Here is a 20,488-nt window from a genome sequence, read left to right on the forward strand (position 1 = left end):
AATTATTAGTGGGGAAACAAAACACTTATATCTTTCAATCGTCGTTATTTCATATTGAAATGTAATAGCGATTTACAACTGTATAGTTTTGATATTAAAACAAAATAAAAACTTCTAATTAAGGATTTCTGAGGTATAGAAAATACTGATAAAAAAGTATAAAATAGGTAGATCAAATTATGCCTTATAACAAACCGGAAGTATTTCTCCGGGAGCAAGACAATATTTAATAACTTCTTCTTTTGGTAATTGATTCGTATAATCAACTTCATTAACTTCAAAACCAATAGATCGTAGTTTATCAAAGTAATCTCTTCCGTAGACTCTTACATGATCATATTGTCCAAAAATTTTAGCTCTTTCTTTAGGGTCTGTGATCGTGTTATCTTCAAAAGTTTCTGCTCTGCTTAGATCTTGCGGGATTTGTAGAATCGCCATTCCACCGGGTTTCAGTACTCTTAATAATTCCTGCATCGCTTTGGTATCATCAGGAATATGTTCTAACACGTGATTACAGAATATGACATCGTACGCATCGTTAGCAAAAGGAAGGTTACAAATATCTGCTTTTACATCAGCTAAAGGAGAATTAAGATCGGTAGTAGTGTACTCTAGATTCTTTAAATTTCTAAACCTTTTGTAAAAAGCCTGTTCGGGTGCAAAATGCAACACTTTCGCTTTGGTTGTAAAAAAATCTGTTTCATTTTGCAAGTAAAGCCACAGTAGCCGATGGCGTTCTAACGAAAGGGTAGAGGGAGAAAGTACATTGTCTCTTTGTGTACCGTATCCATAAGGTAAAAATTTAGAGAAACTTTTACCATCAATCGGATCCGTAAATTTATTTCCTCTAAGAAAAAAAGAAATGACTGGTCTTGCCAAATAACTCAAACGAATTAAAAGCGGCCGTGGAATCGTATTTAATATAAGTTTAAAGAGTTTTTTCATGGATAAAGGTTACACAAAGGATACAAAGAAGTCTCAAAGTTTCACAAAGTTTACATAATAAAACGTTTGATTCCATTTTTAAGCAAACTTACATGGAAATTAATAAGAAGACCAAGTTTAAATCCTCCAAGTTTTAAATATGTAAGAACTTGAGCAGAATGGACATCCGTAAAGTGTTCAACAGTTTTTAACTCTATTACTACTTTGTTTTCAACTAAAATATCAATTCGGTACCCTTGGTCAAGTTTAATATCTTTATATATAACTGGTAGGGGTTTTTCTTTGTGAAGTTTTAAGCCTTTCTTCTTCAGCTCATAGCACAGACATTCCTGATAGGCAGATTCAAGTAAACCTGGTCCTAGGTTTCTATGTACTTCTATCGCACAACCAATAATAATTTTAGATATTTCATCTTCTGTCATTTTTCTTTGTGAGCCTTTGTGAATTCTTTGAGGAACTTCGTGAAATAAAGAAAAGTATCGTAACTACACAGCTAATAATTCTTGTCTAAATGCATCTTCTTCATCAGATTCGATACCTAATGCTTGGTAGATATATTTAAATGTAGAAAGAATCTCTGGCTTACCATCTACAATAGCAACGTCATGTTCAAAATGAGCACTTGGTTTTCCATCAGCCGTAAGAATCGTCCAACCATCTCTTAATTGTTTGATACGATGTGTACCCATATTGGTCATAGGTTCGATCGCAACTACCATCCCTTCGATAAATTTTTTACCTCTTCCGCGTCTTCCGTAATTTGGCATCTCCGGATCTTCGTGCATTTTGCGTCCCAGTCCGTGGCCTACAAGTTCTCGCACTACTCCATAACCGGCTTCTTCAGTATATTTCTGAATGGCATATCCTACATCACCTACACGTTTACCAACTTTTAGTTCGGCTATACCAACATATAAGGATTCTTTAGTGATCTTCAATAATCGCTCTACTTCTGGAGATACTTCTCCAACCGGAAACGTATACGCATGATCTCCATAAAATTCATTTTTGATGGCTCCGCAATCTATAGAGATAATATCTCCTTCTTTTAATGGAATGTTATTAGGAATGCCGTGAACTACTTGTTCGTTTGGACTCATACATAAAGTATTAGGAAAATCATATAATCCTAAAAACCCCGGTACAGCGCCGTGATCTCGTATAAACTCTTCTGCTAATTTATCTAATTGCAAGGTAGTTACTCCTGGCTTTACCTCGGTAGCTAACATACCTAATGTTTTAGAAACGATCAATGCACTTTCGCGCATTAATTCAATTTCTTCACGTGTTTTGGTAATGATCATAATGTCCTTATTACGGAAGGCAAATTTACAAAGAATATTAAGATTCAGTCAATTGATATAATTTTAATCTTTATAAGAATGCCGATACGTTATTCTTATTGGATTTTTAATCTGTTTTTACAAAAAACAATGAATGTTATTGTTAAATCTTGATGTTATTTACTTGTTTCTGTAATTTTTTTTACCGCAGCTGAGCCTTTATTGGACCTGGGTTTTCTGAAATAATTTCAATAAGAATCAAAAAAAAATCAAAAATGCACGCAGCGTTTTTAGTTTTTCAGGTTTAATAGATAGAAAACCCAATATAATATTCATTTAAAAAAAGTAAACCATGAGAAAATTTTTGATTTGTACAGTAGCTTTAGGATTAATGGCAAGTTGTGCTGAGGATATAGATGATAATGTATCTATTCAGAATAGTGATAAAGAAAATTTTGAGATGTATAATAGTCTTGATGTAGCGATGGATAGTTTTGATCTAATTTCTGAGCAGGCTTCTTTAGAAGTGCAGAATTCATCTAAAAGTTCTAACAATGGATGTATTTCTATTGATTTATTGATTCCTTTTGCAGATAACCCAATTTCAGGTTTTGAGGAGTATGATTACTATAGCAGAATGATTCTCGACTATACCGAAGAGCAATGTCAGTTTGATGATTGGACCGGTAAATTAGAGTATTACGTAGCTGGAGTTTTTAATCAGAAGTGGAAAGACTCTACAGTATTTAAAAACGTTAGAGGAGCAGAAGGCTATACATTTGATGGTTACAGAATTGCAGAACAAAAAGCCGAGTTAAGTACGGAAACAACCAAAGTTTTTGACGTTAGAATAGATGGAGTGATAACAGAGCCTAATGGGGATTCTTATCGTTATACAGCGAATAGAAATTTTGAGTTTGAAAATCGTTTTACAGCGGATGAGGTGATAACGTTGCAAGAATCTTCTTATGTGGAAGGAATTACTCAGACATTCTTTATGAGATCAGAGTCTGTATCAGGTGCACCTTTGGTATATAAAGTAGCATGTTTTAATAGATACAATTTCTTACGATACCCGGTTCAAGGATCATTGGACTTTTCTAGTAGTTTTGGTGTGAATTTTAACATCGATTTTGGAGATGGAGCTTGTGATAAAGAAGTGACATTAACTGGTGATAATGGAGACTCTATTGTTTTTGATTTATAATAGGTAGTTTAGTTAAACTTGAAAACCGTCTGTAGACCTACTTACAGGCGGTTTTTTTATACTTTTTTTTCAGGTTTAATCATTTTACGGGGTAGTTCAAAACAATCACTTACAAGATAAAACGCTTTTATATTTTAATGAGAAATCATTATAATATGATTTTGAGAAATATGGATTCTGGCCTATGCTATAAAGACAAGTAAAGAATAAGGTAAAAGCTTGTCATTTCAGCGTAGGCTGGAATCTATTATAATCGTAATAGCTTTAGGTTGGACTTATATATCACTAATGATTTAATGGATGGTTCCTGTTCTTCTTTACGTAAAGTAAAAACTTAAATTATATTTTCAATAAATTCAAACTCAAAATAATAACTCTTCTATTTGTATGGAGCCTGATTCAAGGATGTTCTTGTCTTGAAGTGATAATAGTTTTGTATTTAGAGCGTATAGTTTTTTGAAACAAATCCCTTCTGGAATCTCAATTATTTTGATATGTTTTATGATATACGAAATATAGGTTAATATTAATCACTACAACCTTTTCCTGTGATTATAAATATATCATCCTTTTTGGTAATTTGTAGATTTAATGATTTGGCTATACCGGTTAATATTTTGGTAGTATTTGCCTTTTCAAAAGAACCTGAGTATTTGCAGTTGAGGATGTCTCCGTTTTTCAGAATGATTTTAGCATCATAATTTTCATCAAGATCATTAATGATTTGGTCAACAAGAGCATCTTTATAATATAGTTTTCCTGTTTTCCAAGCAAAACGATTAGGAGATTTTTCTAATAAAGAAATTCCATTTGTATCCACACGAAGACTTTCACCAGGAATAAGATCTCTAACTTCTTTTGTGACATTATGCACAACTTTAGCAGATCCATCAAGAAGCGTCATCAAATCGGCCTTAGCACCAGAATGTATGGCAAACGACTTTCCTGTAATTTGAATTTTACAATATTTTCCAAATAATATAAATGGTTCGGATGCATCATTCTTAATATTCAAAAATACAGTCCCTGTTATGTCTGCTCTTCGATATCCTTGTTTTGTTGCAGTAAAGTTTACCTTGCTATTCTTTCTAACCACAATGGTACTTGAATCCGGGAGCCTGTTGTACTTAGTGTATTCTGTAGATGCATACTTTTCTGAGGCTGTATAGGTAACTGTTATGACACCTTTTTCAATAATTTCGTCTTCTGGTTTTAAGGTGGTAACATCTACTTTTTTTGCAGGGACATCTTTCTTGGTTTGTGTTGTGTTTTCTAACGTTTTGTTTTCGAGTATAATTGTAGTATTGTCTTCTTTTTTATTGGATATGGTATCCTCTGTTTTAGTAATAAGTATGTTGTTTTCTTTTTGAATAGGAATTTCAGTAGTTATTTCTTCTATACTTGTTTTTGATGTTTTACTATTCTTTATATAATATAAAGTAACCACACCAATAAGCATTAGGAGAATTACACCAGCGGTATACCAGAAAAATGAACTTTTATCATCCGATTTTTCCTGAACAGCATCAAAAATATGATCAAAGCTCGTCCTGGATGATGGTACGACATCATCCTTAAATTTCGTTTGTAAAAGCTCTTTTAAAAGGTCTTTATCCTCTTTCATTTGTTTCTCGTTTAGAGATAGTAATTAATATTTTTCAATTCCGACAGCTCTCATATTTTCTAAAAGTTTTTTCCTTGCTCTGGTATAATTTGATCTGGATGTGCTTTCTTTTATCTTCAGTATTTTTCCTATTTCTTTATGCGAATATCCTTCAATGGCATATAGATTTAGTACATATCTATATTGCTCGGGCAAATCACTAATTAATGTCCTCAACTTTTCAGAAGATAGTTGTTTAGAAAGATGCTCCTTTTCAATCTCATCTAATTCTGTTGTTTCATTTCCCTCGATTAATTCTGAGTTATCCATCAGCACAGTCTTTTTCATTTTATGCCAATGATCGATTGCACAATTAATCACTATTCTTTCTATCCAACTTCCTAAGGTTCCGTTATGTTTGTATTTTTTTATGCTTTTAAAAACTTTAATAAAAGCATCCTGCACTATATCCTCTGCATCGGATTGGTTTTTACAATAGCGAAAACTTACCGCAAGCATTCTGGGCATAAAAGCATTATATATTGTTTCCATGGCATCCCGGTTATTCTTTTTACAAGCTTTTACCAGTCTGTCTTGCTCTTCTTTATTCATGAATAAGGGTTAGTGCTTACTCTCTTATCAGTATTAACTGAGAATGTAGGATTTCGCTGCGTATACTTTTTATAATTTTTTATAATAAAATGTTAAATATACTAAAATGAAATTTTTGACATAAAAAAACAGCTATACCTCACAATATAGCTGTTTTATCATTTTTAAGTAGTTTATGAGATTACTTAACTAAAGATTTTTGTGTCATTGCAGCGGGTTGGTCTACTCCAATAAGCTCTAAAATTGTTGGCGCAATATCACCTAATACACCATCTTTTATCTGTATTTGATCTTTGTCGATTAAAATAAATGGAACGGGATTGGTAGTATGTGCCGTGTGTGGTGATCCATCAGGATTGATCATAGTTTCACAATTACCGTGATCTGCAATTAGTAATGTACTATATCCGTTATCTAACCCTGTTGCTACAACGTCTTTTACACATTTATCCACCGCCTCGCAAGCTTTAATTGCTGCTTCCATCACCCCAGTATGGCCTACCATATCACCGTTGGCAAAGTTTAAGCACACAAAGTCTACTTCTGCTTTTTGTAATTCCGGTACCAAAGCATCTCTTAACTCATATGCACTCATTTCGGGTTTGAGATCATAAGTAGCAACTTTTGGAGAGTTTCTAAGAATTCTGGACTCTCCTTCAAAAGGTTCTTCCTGACCGCCGGAGAAGAAAAACGTAACGTGCGGATACTTTTCGGTTTCTGCAATACGAATTTGTTTTTTACCGGCTTTGGATAACACTTCTCCTATAGTTTCGGTAATGTTATCTTTATCATAGATGACGTGAATTCCTTTAAAATTCTCATCATAATTAGTCATGGTTACATAGTACAATGGTAATTTATGAGTATTGTATTCGTGCATATCTGATTGTGATAGCATTTCAGTAAGTTCTCGTCCACGATCAGTTCTGAAATTAAAAAATATTACAACATCATCATCTTTAATGGTTGCAACAGGAGATCCTTGTTCTTGTAGTATGATCGGCTTAATAAACTCGTCGGTAATATTATCGTTATAACTTTTTTGCATAGTCTCGATCGCATCCGTACTCGCTTCTCCAATTCCGTTTACAATAAGATCATATGCGAGTTTAACTCGCTCCCATCTTTTATCTCGATCCATAGCGTAATATCGTCCAATGACAGAAGCTAATTTACCTGTAGATTTAGACATATATTCTTGGATATCTTTAATATGACCTATTCCTGATTTTGGATCTACATCACGTCCATCCGTAAAAGCGTGTAAAAAAACATTGTCTAATCCATAAGCATTTGCAGCATCTAATAGTCCTTTTATATGACTTATATGAGAATGCACTCCACCGTCACTAACTAATCCTAGTAAATGAATGTTTTTATTGTTTTCTTTTGCATAAACAAGGGCATCAATCAATGTTTGTTCATTTTTTAGTGTATCGTTTTTGATAGCCATATTGATTTTAGCTAAATCTTGATATACTATTCTTCCGGCTCCCAGATTCATGTGACCTACTTCACTATTTCCCATTTGTCCGTCAGGAAGTCCTACATGCAAACCATCTGTTCTTAAAGCGGCATTGGGATAATTGGTATATAAACTGTCAATAAATGGAGTTTTAGCGTGGTCGATAGCAGAAACTTTAGGATCTGGAGATGTTCCCCATCCATCCAGAATCATTAAGATTACTTTTTTGTTCATTTTGATTTTGTAATTTGATGTTTTTCAATCGTAATTAAGAAATATTGAAAATCATATCAAGAAGCTAAATTACGATATAGAATAGAAGCACCCAAAAATCGGTAAGTACGTGTCCCTAATTTCAATAGGCTCTAATTATTTATTTAGATGTTTTTTTGAGGAACTATTAATGAATTCTAATGGTTAAGGTTTAAAATAAGTTATTCTTAGAATTTACTTCGGTTTTATGATGATAATTTAATTCTTTTTTAATAACGAAAAATCTGAAAATATCAAGTTATAGTTTAATCTTATGATTAGAGGTTTTTTTTCATAAAAATTGAAATATTGTTTTTTATAAAGTTAAAATTTTGAAATATTATCAAAATTTTATGCTTTTTATTCGTAAATGTTGTGTAATTTAAAGATTTATAAGTAGTGAGTTATTGCTTAGAAAATTTTTAAGAATAATAAGCCATTTTACTAACCTCAATAATTAACAACATTATGAAAAAAACATTTGTAACTGTATTGATGATCATTTTCATCACGTCGGTGGGCTTTGCCTCATCAGAAGTAAAGGATAACGAAAATAGAAATTACGAACTTACTACCTATCAAAAGGACCCATTTATTATGGCAATTATTAAAGGAGATTTTGATACTGTAGTAAAAATGATAGAGGAAGGAAGTGATGTAAATTTAAGGTCAGAAGGGAAAACTCCTCTAATGTATGCTGCTCGATATAACAGAGTTGACATTATTAGATTATTAGTAGGAAAAGGAGCCTATCTTCAAGCTAAAGATAAAAATGGTAATACCGCTATGAATTTCGCTGAATTATCGAATGCCAAAGAAGCAATGGCTGTTCTCAAAGAATTTTCCTAAAAACAGAAAGAAATTAATATTTAAGAAAACTTCGCTAAGTGATATGCTAAGCGAAGTTTTTTATTGCCCAATGTATTCTTTTATAGCTCGTGATTTTTTTTTGATAAGATTATCAGAATATTTTGTTATTTATCAGTTAAAGTTCTGTTATTTAATGTTTTATAAGTAACAACTTGGTGTTTTGTGAAGTCTTATAAAATAGGAGTCCTGTAAACGTAACTTAATAAATTCACAACATCATGAAAAAAACAATTGTAACAACTTTGATGATTTTGTTCATCGCTTCTGCTAGCTTTGCTACAGAAGAAACAATGGCTGTTGATAGCCATTCTTATGAGCTGACTACCTATAAGGTAAATCCATTTTGTATGGCAATCATAAAAGGAGATCTGGAAACTGTTAAAAAAATGATAGCGTTAGGAAGCGATGTCAATCAAAGATCAGATGGTAAGACTCCTCTAATGTATGCTGCGCGCTACAATAGAGTAGATATCATTAGATTATTGGTAGAAGAGGGAGCTTATCTCAAAGCTAGAGATAGTAGAGGTAATACCGCTATGAAATTTGCAGAACTATCGAATGCCAAAGAGGCAATGGCTGTTCTTAAAGAACTATCCTAAAAACTGAAAGAAATCAATAGATAATAAAACTTCGCTTAGTGCACTATGCTGAGTGAAGTTTTTTATTGTGCGCTATATTCGTCTATAGCTTCCTGAATTTTTTCAATGCGATTATCAGGATCCGGATGCGTACTTTGAAACTCCGGAGTACGGTTAGGACCTGCCGCTGCCTTTAGAATTTGCATAACACCAATCATTTCCTGAGGGTTATAACCAGAATTAATCATAAACAAAACACCTAGCTTGTCACTTTCCAGCTCATCATCTCTACCATTACCCAATAGTACATTTTGTCCTATTCCACTAACGATTCCTCCTGCATCGGCACCAACAGAAGCACCCGTAGAAATAGTTTTCCAAAATTCGTGTTCTGCTATTCGTTCTGCAGAATGCCTGCCCAAAACGTGACCAATCTCATGACCTAGAACACCAGCCAGCTGATCTTCATTTTGTAATTTAGAATATAGTGCATACGTGATAAATATCTGACCGCCAGGTAATGCAAAAGCATTAATTGTATTTGGGTCAGCCAGAAGGTGAAACTCATATCGGTATGGTGAATCTTTAGCCATGGTATTAACTATAAGCTTGTTTCCGACATTATCTACATAATCTTGTAGTTTTTGATCTGGATAAAGACCTCCGTGTTGTCTTGTCATTTCAGGTTCACTTTGCAACCCGATAGCGATTTCCTGATCCGTGGTCATATTAATATTTTGCACTCTGTTAGTGTACTCATTCAACGTTTTGTTGTTACATTTTTTGAAGAAAGCAAAGGCTACAATTACAAGCCCAATTAGTATTCTTATTTTAAATCCACTGCGTCTCATGGAAATATTTTTTAGTTAGTGAACCTCATTTTTTGGTTTCTAAAGTTACTAAATATAAAAGTTGCTTACCAATAAATGTAAAATATCATTCTTGGTAAGCAACTACTAGAGGTGTTGTGTTCGGGCTATTGAACACGAATAGTGCTAATTAGCATAGTTGATGCATGGTTAGCGATAAAAAAGTTGTGTATAATAGTATCTGCCGTTTTGATCTTTTATCGCAGAAATACCTGTATACATATAATTACCTTCTATATTTTCTCGATGACCTGAGCTGTTAAGCCATCCTTCTACCACACTTTGCGCATCTGTATAAAATCTTGCTACGTTTTCGGCTGTCCCAGTTGCATTCTCCTGATCACTTAAAACATTTCCTCTTTGATTCAAATGATCGTGATTGATTTGATTTACAGAAATCATATATTTTGTGTGATCAATGGCTAATTGTTCTGCTGTTCCATTTTTGGATAGCGGAGATAACCCAAGGCTTTGACGGTGTTGGTTAACAAGTACTAATATAGCATCAGAAATATTAGTTTCGTTTATAAGTTCTGTGGTCTCTCCATCAGTAACTACCGTGTCGTCTTCTGATGAGCATGAGGCTATAGTGATGACTGTCAGTGTTATATAAAAAAACTTCAAAACTCTTTTCATAAGATATTGGGTTTGTTTTATATAACTGAAAGAAATTGATTTTAGTATATACTACAATAATTTAGGATTAATATCCAGTATGTTTTGATCCATATACTGCTGGATAAATTCTGAAGTAAAATTAGAACTACCCATTAATACAGCTTTTTGTAATTCACTTTTTATATCAAGTTTTTTAAATTCTTTTAGCATTGCTATTGAAGTAGGAGCATAGGAGTAATGCCATGGCTCATATTTAAAACCTTTTCTGCCTTTTTTATTAGTGTAGACAAGATAGAAACCAAAATCGTTGGCGTTGTGATCCATCCAGGTTTTAAACCTAGAGAAAGCCCCTCCATTATAAAAATGCTTCTCTAAAAGTACGTCTTTTGGTTGCTTAACACTCCCATCTACAATATCCAGATCTGTACCCCAATGATGACGAGAGGTGCCTGGAATAGTAGAGTATTCAATAATTTTATGGATCGCTTTTGTTGGTGATAATCCATTAGCGGTATACCTTTCGTATTTGCGCTCCCAAATACGATTTTGATGGGCATAATCTCTGTAGCTGGAAACCACTTTAAGTTTGATACCTTGCTTAAAAGCAGCACTTTTCATTTTTAGAAAGGCCTGATTTGCTTTTTTACGTAGTTTATATCCCTCTCCGACGAGAGTAGGGTTTCCTTTTCCCATAAGATCGTCTTTGGTAATTTGGGGCTGAAAATTAACAAATGATACTGAAGACAATCCCACAAGCCCCATAGCGCTTACCTGAATAAATTTTTTTCTTTGCATTATTGATAAAATTATCTTTTTTTATGGAAAGAGTGGTCCTAAAAATATATAAATGTACTTGTAATTTAAGAAATTAAAATGAGACACCGCAGTCATATATCCTATAATTGATATGCTGCGGTGTTTTAATCTTAAACAATCGAAGATTTAATAATAAAATATTTGGTGATTATTAGAGGACTCCATCAACAATACCATATTCTATAGATTCCTGAGCATCCATCCAGTAATCACGGTTAAAATCTTTCAATACTTTCTCAATTTCTTGTCCGCAATTATCGGCAAGGATTTGTGCACTTAATTCTTTTGTTTTTAAAATTTCTGTAGCCTGAATTTCGATGTTAGAAGCTTGACCTCTTGCTCCACCGCTAGGTTGATGTATCATAACCTTGGCGTGTGGCTGGATAAATCTACGTCCTTTTTCTCCTACGCTTAAAAGAATAGACCCCATAGAAGCAGCTAATCCCGAACAGATGGTAGAAACTGGGCTTTTTAAAGCCTTAATTGTATCATACATTGCAAAGCCCGAAGTTACATATCCACCAGGGCTATTGATGTATAGTTTAATTTCTTCATTACTGATCATATCTAGGTACATTAATCTGTCTATTACGTGTTTAGCAGATTTATCGTCAACTTGACCCCATAGAAAGACACTACGCTCTTCTAGAAATTTCTTATCTATTATATCTTGGATTTTTCCTGATTTTTCTTTCATGTGTTCTTATGATTATTTTCATATTGTAGTTAAAAGTATAATTATTTTCGGAAAATATCACGAAATAAAGAACAACAAATTTGATAGTTATTTAAAAGTATGCAATATTTAACACGATTTTAAAATCTGATAAAGAAGGCGTCTTCTGTTAAATTTAAAAAATTTATGAATAACTGAAAGGTAATTAAGTTATTACAGGAGATATTTTTGGGTGGAAGCCCTAATGTTTAAACGTTTGTTTGATATTGAAATAAAACTATCGATTGATATATAAATATCCTGCTCGATCCTTTATTCCGTTGGCAAACAAAACATAATAATATGTTCCTTCCGGAAGCAGTTCTCCTTTAGCTATCGTAGCTCTACCTTCAGAAATACCGTTAAAAGCTTCAGAGGTTTGTTGTACTTCGTGATATTTTTTTCGGTTATAGACCAATACACCCCATCGATTGTAAACAAATAATTCGTTATCAGGATATTGCGCTAGTCCTTGTATTACAAATGTATCATTAAATCCATCTCCGTTTGGCGAAACTGCCGTAAATACTTCCAGATCCGCGTCTAAAATCCTGTTAGAAGTACCAAAGGTAAGTACCACATAATCATTAGGAATGATTAAGTCAGAGGTGATTTCACCAGTATCAAGATCTCCTGTGATTGCAGTATTTCCAAGATTAACCCATTGTTCGAGATTTGAGTCCCATCCCACAACTCTAAGATCTTCTAGGTCATTAACCAAAGTTGGTATATTACTATTGGTATCCCACGTTAGTGTTACTCTCGTTTCTCGATCTCCATCTACATCCCAAAATTCAAAAATACTAATACCGTATAGCAAATCACCAAAATTAGCGGTATCGAAACTATCAGAAAAGAAGTTTGGGAAATTAGGGTTTTCGAAGAAATATGCTGCTCGCGCAGTATTATTAGCCGCTTGACTTTCTATTCGCGCAGGTCTAAGTCGGAAATCATCACCAATAGGAAAAGAAAAATCAAGTTGTCCTGTAATGGAGGCGTAACCATCTACATAGCGGTCATCATTTTCACCTAGATAAGGAGCATCATTAAGATAATCTAAAGAAACATTGATTCGATCTCTCGGTGTAAATACTCTTCCGTTTATAAACTCCTGAAAATTATTCACTCCTACAGCGACTTCAAGAAATAAATCATTTACCACATCTATTTCCACATCATAGAAAATAGGGCGATTACTTCCGGAAACCGTTAGGCTATTTTGACTGTAGAAACCTGTAAACCCAACATTTTGATCAAAAGTTCCATCATTAATCACATCCATATGAAACCCGACTTGGCCTTGATCATGGATTTGCACATTTCCAAAATTATGAAACGCCGATTGAGCACTTAGAACCACCGAAGTAAGAAACAGATATGTAACAATTATTAATTTTTTCATTTGGTTCGCTTAATTTGGTTTTACTCTATAGGTAATTCGCCTATTGGTAATAACTGTTCCTACTCTAACTATAAATCCGTTTCCAAATTCTGAAGTAGAATTTGCTACTGTAGCAGTAGAAGTAATAATACTTCCCGGAGGAATTGCTGATCCTAGCGTAATGCTAATATTAAACTTATTAGTATTATCTGTATTTCCGTCTGTGACGGTGTAAGGTGATGTAGTATTATCTAAGTCAGAACCGCTTCCTTCCACACCAGCTCCTAAGTATATTTGACCTTCACCATAATCCTGGGTAAATCCTAATTGATTATCACCAGCGGTGGCAGTACCCTGATTAATATCGGTCAAGAAAACTTCGATCGTCGCCCCAGGACGAGACCAACCTACTATTTTTAGTATATTTCCTCTAATTGTTACAGACTCAAAAATAGGAAAGTTAAGACTACCATTAGGTCCTACATCGATATCCCCTAAATCATTTATAGTAACACCATTATCTAAAATATCAATTCCTAATGCATCCGCAAAAGTTCCATTTGCATAAATGGAGTTTTGCGAAATTAGATTTCCAGAGGATGTTATTCCGGTTAAGGCTATTCCAGATTCGGCATTTGCGTTAATAATATTGTTGGTAACAGAAGAGTTGCTTTGCGCTAAATTGATACCACTTAGTTGTGCACAACCAGTATTACTCCCTGCGGTAGTTATTGTGTTTTCTGTAATGGTTACATTTCCTTGATTATCGAAAATTCCTGTGGAAGCAGAATTATCTATAAGATTGTTTTGTATGGTAACTCCGCTACCATTGTTTATTCTGATATTATATTCACAATTTCTAAATCCGTTATTCGTAATATGATTGTTTTGAATGAGTGTTGATGTTCCTCCGTTAACAGAAATTCCAAAATCAGTATTTGAAGCAATATAATTCCCATCAATGGTTACTGTTCCACCACTAATTTCAAATCCATCATCCACATAGCTTCCAACACCAACTGGACCAACAACACCTAATGCATTAACTCCTAAAAGATTTTCAGTAATCAGATTTCCTGTACCCGAATCTTGGCGAATGGCTCTTCTGTTTCCTCCATATACCGCAAGATTTCTAATTACAGTGTTTGAAGCTTGTATTTGTATAACATCTCCATTATCACTACGTACTTGTATTTCGGGTAGGTCATAGTTAGGCAGGGCAGTAGATGAAATTCCTACGGTGGTGCCTCCAGAACCAACTGTTCCTGTATTTGTATCTCCGGAATAAGCTGTTTGTGTCCGACCATCAATATGTGTGGAATCATCTGTAATTATTTCTAATGGAGAAACATTTGGTAAATTAATATCAAAAAATCCACTGGCAAAGTTCGTATCCGTAGTTCTACCTAATGGATCTGCAGTAGGCGGAATCATAAAGATTGAAGTGTCTTCTCCCGCAGCTGGATCAAAAATACCGTTGGCTTCAATATCAAGTCCGGTTTCGTCTAAATTATTAGAATTAATGATGAATTGACCCAATGACCCTTGTCCGTCGGCATTGGTATTTACAATAGTATTAAAGTTAAAACCAAAATCTATATCAACAGCACCTTCACTAGTTATTTCAATCGTTGAAACTGTTTGTGCACCAGTAAGCGTACCAGCAGCAACATCCTCATTGGCAGGATTAGCTCCGCCAATTTCACTTGTAAAAGTGCTGAGAGTACTGGCTGTATAAGCAGATCTAAATGTTTGGATAGGTAAACAAGTTGTGCAGGTAGCGCCTCCTCCTCTTGTAGATCGTACTGTGTTATTGACTACTCGTAAACTATAAGTCCCATTAGCCATTCCACCGATACTATAGTCCCCGTTTACATCAGTAACATCAGAATCTACAAGTACACCTGTATTATCATATAGCTCTACGGTAACTCCTTCTATTCCTACTCCAGAAGATGTAGCAAGATCCCTTCCTACTCCTCCGGGATAGTTAACGTCTTCAAAAACAGTTCCTGTTATTAAATTACTAGGAACTTTTAATAATACAGAATTGAGAATCACAAAATCACCAGCGGTTTGTACATTCGTTGTTGCAGTGGTTTCACCAGGTCCGATAAGTGATGAAATATCGTAGGTGTCTAAATCAAAACCAAATAAGGATGAATCATTAATGACAGGACTAGCGGTATCATCGTATATCGTAGAATTAAAAACATTTGCAAGTGCGGGAGAATTGTCACCATCTCCCGTTAAGTTGGTAGTACCTGAACCTGTAGTTACAGATATAATTTCATTTCCGGTTCTGGTTGGATCTCCTTCCCACGATAATACCGAAGTTTTCGAGCCTGACGATCCAATTGCGAAAAATCCATCTAAGGTATAACTTGATGTTACAGTTGCTCCAGTTCCACCTCCTTGCGCATCAAAGCCGTTATACATATTGATACTTACTGCCGGTAAAGAGGGATTGGTATAAAATATATATAAGGACCATCCTCCAAAAACTACAGAACCACAATATGCTGCCCCATTATCGATTACTAAATCTGTAAAGGTATATGTTGCGGTTGAAGGATCAGGTAAGCTACTAACTATCGAGGTAACATCACTAACCATTCCATAATAAGCACCAAATGCTGTATTAACCAGATCAGCAGTAACTGATTGGCCCTGGAACGTAACGACATCATCTGCAGCAGGACCTGAATGCCCCCAGGTTAAATATGCTCTTTCTATGGTAGATCCAGCTAATATGGGCGTCGTAAGGGTGTTGGAAGAAGAAGTCGTTATGGAACACGGATCAACACCTTCATCTGCTGTTCTTAATGTTCCTGCGGTTAACGCATAATCATAATATCCACTAAAATCGTCAAAGAGTGCAAGCGGAACATCATCTCCGATTGCAGCATCTCCATCGTCTAATATGGTTCCTATTCCATTAATCAATCCAACTGATGGCGAACTGGAATTACTGAGGTTTACAAAAAATGTTTCTGTATTTTCGGCAAAAGTGTTGTTGATAATCGGAACTGTAATGGTTTGGGTCTCTCCTGGAGTACCTGAAAAATTTAAGGTACCAGAAGTAGAAAAGTAATCAGAATCAGCATAGGCCGTATCATCAATAGTTGTATAATCTACGCTAAATCCGCCTGGAATACTACCCCCGGAAAAAGTAGCGGTAAATGTAGCTGTTCCTGCATTTTCATTTACGGTTACATTATTTACGGTAACAAAACTAGATGTTGAAGATGTACAAGATATCGTAGCCTGCCAACCAGTTCCTGTAACCAAACCGTCTGAAGAAAATATAAACGTTAAACAACCGGAAGGGTCAGAAGATATTATGGTTGTTGGAATGTTACCATTGTCATAACTATCGATTAAAGTTGTAGTCGTGGTGCCTTCATAAATTTGTAAAAAATCAAAAGTGTCTTCTACATCAAACGAAGTAAAATTTAGCACAATCGAACTACCGGGAGTGTCCGGGCATAAGGTATAAATGATAGATTCATTGTTGCTGTATGATCCATTTATGGAACCCGAATCCACAAAAATCCCACTACAGGTGTTATCGGTAACTGTATCTGTGATAATAAAAGGAACTTCGTCGTCAATGATTGTTCCTATCCCTTGTGCATCAGTGATGATGACTAAAATGCTATTTGCATTGCTTAGGTTAACGAAAAAAGTTTCATTGCCTTCTAAATCTGTGTCATCTATAATTGGAATAGTTATAGTTTGAGTTTCTCCATCAGTTCCCGTAAATGTCAAAATAGGATTAGGGCTTGTAGTCCCTGAGTAATCTTCAGGGTCTGTAGCAGAGGCATCAGCTGTGGCATATTCTACAGTAAAACCTCCTGGTACGGTTCCTGTGAGCGTAACAGTAAAAGTTGCATTACCCGCATTTTCGTTAACAGATATGTCGTTAATACTGATCCCAGCTTCATTGTCTTCTATAGTTCCTATTCCTTGATTGTCAGTTATTGTAACCAGAGGACTGCTTGAATTACTTAGGTTTACAAAATATGTTTCATCCCCTTCAAAAATAGTGTCATCCAGAATAGGTACAGTAATTGTTTGAGTTTCTCCAAGAGTTCCTACGAAGGTTAAAGAAGGAGGAGAGGAGGTATTCGTGTAGTCATTACCAGCTGTGGTGGCAGTATTATCTGCCGTGGCATAATCAATGGAATATCCACCTGTTAAAGAACCGCCAGATGAGGTAACTGTGAATACAGCTGTTCCTGCTGCTTCATTAACCGATACATCATTAATTGTTAGCGATATAGGATCATTTGCATTAATCGTTCCTATGCCTTGTGCATCCGTAATAGTTACCGAACCATCACTAGGATTACTAAGGTTTACAAAAAAAGTTTCAGCAGTTTCGGCAATATTATCATCGATAATAGGAACGGAAATCGTTTGTGTACTTAAACTAGTCCCAGGAAAAGTGATTGTATTTGGAATCAAGGTAGGTGTATAGTCTCCGGGAGCAATTGCAGTATTATTGACAGTAACGTAATCCACTGTAAAACTTCCGGTAGTAGTTCCTCCAGTATGAGAAACCGTGAAATCTAAGATTCCTGCATTTTCATTAACTACAACATCGTTAATAGTGATTTCTGGTGTTGCTAAAGTTCCTGTAAATAATACATCATCTATAGCTATATTGTCTGCGCCTTCCCAATCTCCACTTCCAGAAAGGAGTCGAATTGATGAATTTAATGAGATTTGATCGGCAGTTAATGTATGAGTAAGTGTAACTCCGAAACCAGTTCCTGTTGTCAATACAGTTTCGTATGCACCGGTAGTATTATTCCATAATTGAATATCTATATCTTCATTAGTACCATTAGCATTAATAAAAAAATACACCAAGGATAAATCAACAGAAGAATAGGCAGATAAATCTATTGCTCTACTGATAGTTCTGCCATCTATATTAACAAACTCTAGATCATTAAAACCACTAATAAATATTCGTCCACCACCAGGGGTTCCATCGTCACCAGTTTCTACCCAGCTTGTTGCCCAGATTTGATTACCGCTGCTGTTAGAATAGTCAACGCTACCAAAGTCATCTTCATAAGTATCCTGACCAAATACTTCAATATTTGGCAAAGCCATTAGTAATGCTAAAAGCAGATAGGATATGTGATTTGACAATTTCATTAAACTATTCTGCTAGATTATTTTACTACAAAGACTACATTAATCAACGTATTGTAATCTGCTGGCGGCGCAATTATATCATAGGTCATCACTCCATTAGCATCTATACTTACATTAGCAAATACCGTAGGGTCAAAATAAGTTACGTAATAATACAGATCATTTGCAGCATAAGTTGGTATCACACCAGGTGATCCTGTACTTGATGCAGAAGTGGTTGCATCAGCTAATGAAAATTGCTGTATATACTGATCATATAAATTAATACTTTCGTCACCAGGAGCTGCTGGATTACTAGAAACTGTACTAGCGTCAATAGCGATAGATGGAGGATAAAATACACGACCTGCTTTAGAGGTTATAGGGGCGATTGCCTGAATAACTTCTTGTACATTTGTCTCATTTACTGGACTTGGATCTGTAGAAACACCATTCACATCTATTGGAGTTCTTAACGGTACTTCGTCATCAAACTGATCATCTGTAGAAGGGTCTCCTTGTGCTCCAGCAGGAGTAAAGTTAATATATCTAATATCTCCACTACCTGGTAATGCTAGGCCTGTAGTTACATCTTGGAATGTAACATCAATCTCCCAATTAGTTCCATTAAACGTAGGTAATGAATCTACAGTATAGGTAACAAAGTTAGATAGATTAGCTGGGTCTCTAACCAATATAGCAGAGTTTGTTTCTAGATTTTGTATGAAAGCATCAGTTGTTATACCATTTAAATCATTAGGATGAATAACTATTTGGGTTGTAGTATTATAGTCAGCAGAGTTAAATCGATATTCACCCGTAACTACGTTCCCTGAGGTTGAAGTGTTGAAATTATATTCAAAGGTATTAGGTCCTTGGTTACCAGTGTTTCCTACTGCTCCAGTTGCTCCTGTGTTACCTGTAGCTCCGGTTGCGCCTGTATTTCCTGTCGCACCAGTTGCTCCTGTGGTACCTGTAGCACCAGTTGCACCTGTATTTCCGGTTGCTCCTGTAGCACCTGTTGCTCCAGTGCTACCTGTATTACCAGTAGCACCGGTTGCTCCAGTACTTCCTGTTGTACCCGTTGCTCCAGTGCTTCCTGTTGCTCCAGTGCTTCCTGTTGCTCCAGTGTTTCCTGTAGCACCAGTTGCTCCTGTATTTCCTGTGGCTCCGGTTGCTCCTGTATTTCCTGTCACACCAGTTGCTCCCGTGTTACCTGTCGCACCAGTATTTCCTGTTGCTCCTGTTGCTCCAGTGTTTCCTGTAGCACCTGTAGCTCCCGTACTTCCTGTTGCACCCGTACTTCCTGTAGCACCCGTAGCTCCTGTGTTACCTGTAGCTCCGGTTGCACCTGTATTTCCTGTGGCTCCAGTGCTTCCTGTTGCTCCAGTGGCACCCGTTGCACCTGTTGAACCTGTGCTTCCTGTTGCACCTGTGCTACCTGTGGCTCCGGTGTTTCCTGTTGCACCTGTGCTTCCTGTTACACCCGTAGCTCCTGTATTTCCTGTCGCACCAGTTGCTCCCGTGTTACCTGTCGCTCCGGTTGCGCCTGTGTTACCTGTAGCACCAGTATTTCCTGTGGCTCCAGTGTTTCCTGTGGCTCCAGTGCTTCCTGTTGCTCCAGTGTTTCCTGTGCTTCCTGTTGCTCCAGTGGCACCCGTTGCACCTGTTGCACCTGTACTTCCTGTAGCTCCGGTTGCTCCTGTACTTCCTGTAGCACCAGTTACTCCCGTGTTACCTGTAGCTCCGGTTGCACCTGTACTTCCTGTAACACCAGTTGCACCTGTGTTTCCTGTCGCACCCGTTGCACCCGTGCTTCCTGTAGCGCCTGTGGCTCCAGTGCTTCCTGTTGCTCCAGTGCTTCCTGTGCTTCCTGTTGCTCCAGTGTTTCCTGTAGCACCAGTTGCTCCTGTATTTCCTGTGGCTCCGGTTGCTCCTGTATTTCCTGTCGCACCAGTTGCTCCCGTGTTACCTGTCGCACCAGTATTTCCTGTTGCTCCTGTTGCTCCTGTTGCTCCAGTGTTTCCTGTAGCACCTGTAGCTCCCGTACTTCCTGTTGCACCCGTACTTCCTGTAGCACCCGTAGCTCCTGTGTTACCTGTAGCTCCGGTTGCACCTGTATT

The 20,488-nt window shown here is 36.0% G+C and carries 16 protein-coding genes; 3 read left to right on the forward strand and 13 right to left on the reverse strand.

The features are described 5' to 3' along the window. Positions 1-177 precede the first annotated feature (177 nt). The 3 genes from ACFSR1_RS17620 to map all read right to left on the reverse strand — a co-directional run bounded on the left by ACFSR1_RS17620 (position 178) and on the right by map (position 2,249). Positions 178-945 carry a class I SAM-dependent methyltransferase gene (locus ACFSR1_RS17620; RefSeq protein WP_378294332.1) on the reverse strand — a complete coding sequence of 256 codons (768 nt, stop codon included), beginning with the start codon at positions 943-945 and terminating at the stop codon, positions 178-180. A 50-nt stretch (positions 946-995) separates the two neighbouring features. Beyond that, positions 996-1,367 (reverse strand): GxxExxY protein, encoded by a 372-nt coding sequence (locus tag ACFSR1_RS17625; RefSeq protein WP_378183052.1) that lies wholly within the window; start codon positions 1,365-1,367, stop codon positions 996-998. Positions 1,368-1,430: 63 nt separating this feature from the next. After that, positions 1,431-2,249 carry a type I methionyl aminopeptidase gene (map, locus tag ACFSR1_RS17630; RefSeq protein ID WP_378294333.1) on the reverse strand — a complete coding sequence of 273 codons (819 nt, stop codon included), beginning with the start codon at positions 2,247-2,249 and terminating at the stop codon, positions 1,431-1,433. 331 nt (positions 2,250-2,580) lie between these two features. Between map and ACFSR1_RS17635 the strand changes: the two genes are divergently transcribed. Next, positions 2,581-3,435 carry a hypothetical protein gene (locus tag ACFSR1_RS17635; RefSeq protein WP_378294334.1) on the forward strand — a complete coding sequence of 285 codons (855 nt, stop codon included), beginning with the start codon at positions 2,581-2,583 and terminating at the stop codon, positions 3,433-3,435. Between the two features lie 526 nt (positions 3,436-3,961). Here the strand turns inward: ACFSR1_RS17635 and ACFSR1_RS17640 are convergent. The 3 genes from ACFSR1_RS17640 to gpmI all read right to left on the reverse strand — a co-directional run bounded on the left by ACFSR1_RS17640 (position 3,962) and on the right by gpmI (position 7,349). Next, a complete protein-coding gene (locus ACFSR1_RS17640) occupies positions 3,962-5,059 on the reverse strand; it encodes a FecR domain-containing protein (RefSeq protein WP_378294335.1) in 1,098 nt (365 codons plus the stop codon). Between the two features lie 24 nt (positions 5,060-5,083). Next, positions 5,084-5,650 carry an RNA polymerase sigma factor gene (locus ACFSR1_RS17645; protein WP_378294336.1) on the reverse strand — a complete coding sequence of 189 codons (567 nt, stop codon included), beginning with the start codon at positions 5,648-5,650 and terminating at the stop codon, positions 5,084-5,086. 181 nt (positions 5,651-5,831) lie between these two features. Continuing rightward, on the reverse strand, positions 5,832-7,349 hold the full coding sequence (gene gpmI / locus ACFSR1_RS17650; protein ID WP_378294337.1) for a 2,3-bisphosphoglycerate-independent phosphoglycerate mutase: 1,518 nt from the start codon (positions 7,347-7,349) through the stop codon (positions 5,832-5,834). A gap of 486 nt (positions 7,350-7,835) precedes the next feature. Here gpmI and ACFSR1_RS17655 point away from each other — a divergent pair, with 486 nt between their 5' ends. Then, positions 7,836-8,216, forward strand: coding sequence for an ankyrin repeat domain-containing protein (locus ACFSR1_RS17655; RefSeq protein ID WP_378294338.1), 381 nt, complete (start codon positions 7,836-7,838; stop codon positions 8,214-8,216). Positions 8,217-8,455: 239 nt separating this feature from the next. Further along, the gene (locus tag ACFSR1_RS17660) at positions 8,456-8,836 is read left to right on the forward strand and encodes an ankyrin repeat domain-containing protein (protein WP_378294339.1); all 381 of its coding nucleotides are present in this window, start codon (positions 8,456-8,458) and stop codon (positions 8,834-8,836) included. Between the two features lie 62 nt (positions 8,837-8,898). Here the strand turns inward: ACFSR1_RS17660 and ACFSR1_RS17665 are convergent, their stop codons facing one another. From ACFSR1_RS17665 to ACFSR1_RS17695, 7 genes are all read right to left on the reverse strand, one after another. Continuing rightward, positions 8,899-9,666 carry a M48 family metalloprotease gene (locus ACFSR1_RS17665; protein WP_378294340.1) on the reverse strand — a complete coding sequence of 256 codons (768 nt, stop codon included), beginning with the start codon at positions 9,664-9,666 and terminating at the stop codon, positions 8,899-8,901. Positions 9,667-9,834: 168 nt separating this feature from the next. Further along, positions 9,835-10,320, reverse strand: a complete 486-nt coding sequence (locus ACFSR1_RS17670; RefSeq protein ID WP_378294341.1) for a CAP domain-containing protein — start codon at positions 10,318-10,320, stop codon at positions 9,835-9,837. Between the two features lie 51 nt (positions 10,321-10,371). Continuing rightward, positions 10,372-11,097: a M15 family metallopeptidase gene (locus tag ACFSR1_RS17675; protein WP_378294342.1), complete on the reverse strand. Its 726-nt coding sequence runs from the start codon at positions 11,095-11,097 to the stop codon at positions 10,372-10,374. Positions 11,098-11,269: 172 nt separating this feature from the next. Next, positions 11,270-11,815 (reverse strand): ClpP family protease, encoded by a 546-nt coding sequence (locus ACFSR1_RS17680; RefSeq protein WP_378294343.1) that lies wholly within the window; start codon positions 11,813-11,815, stop codon positions 11,270-11,272. Between the two features lie 256 nt (positions 11,816-12,071). Further along, a complete protein-coding gene (locus tag ACFSR1_RS17685) occupies positions 12,072-13,235 on the reverse strand; it encodes a gliding motility-associated C-terminal domain-containing protein (protein ID WP_378294344.1) in 1,164 nt (387 codons plus the stop codon). Between the two features lie 9 nt (positions 13,236-13,244). Next, positions 13,245-18,386, reverse strand: coding sequence for a beta strand repeat-containing protein (locus tag ACFSR1_RS17690; protein ID WP_378294345.1), 5,142 nt, complete (start codon positions 18,384-18,386; stop codon positions 13,245-13,247). Between the two features lie 17 nt (positions 18,387-18,403). Further along, the coding region (locus tag ACFSR1_RS17695; protein ID WP_378294346.1) for a beta strand repeat-containing protein at positions 18,404-20,488 on the reverse strand (2,085 nt) is incomplete at its 5' end.

Source organism: Aquimarina rubra, assembly GCF_042684305.1.
In the GTDB taxonomy this organism is placed as follows: domain Bacteria; phylum Bacteroidota; class Bacteroidia; order Flavobacteriales; family Flavobacteriaceae; genus Aquimarina; species Aquimarina rubra.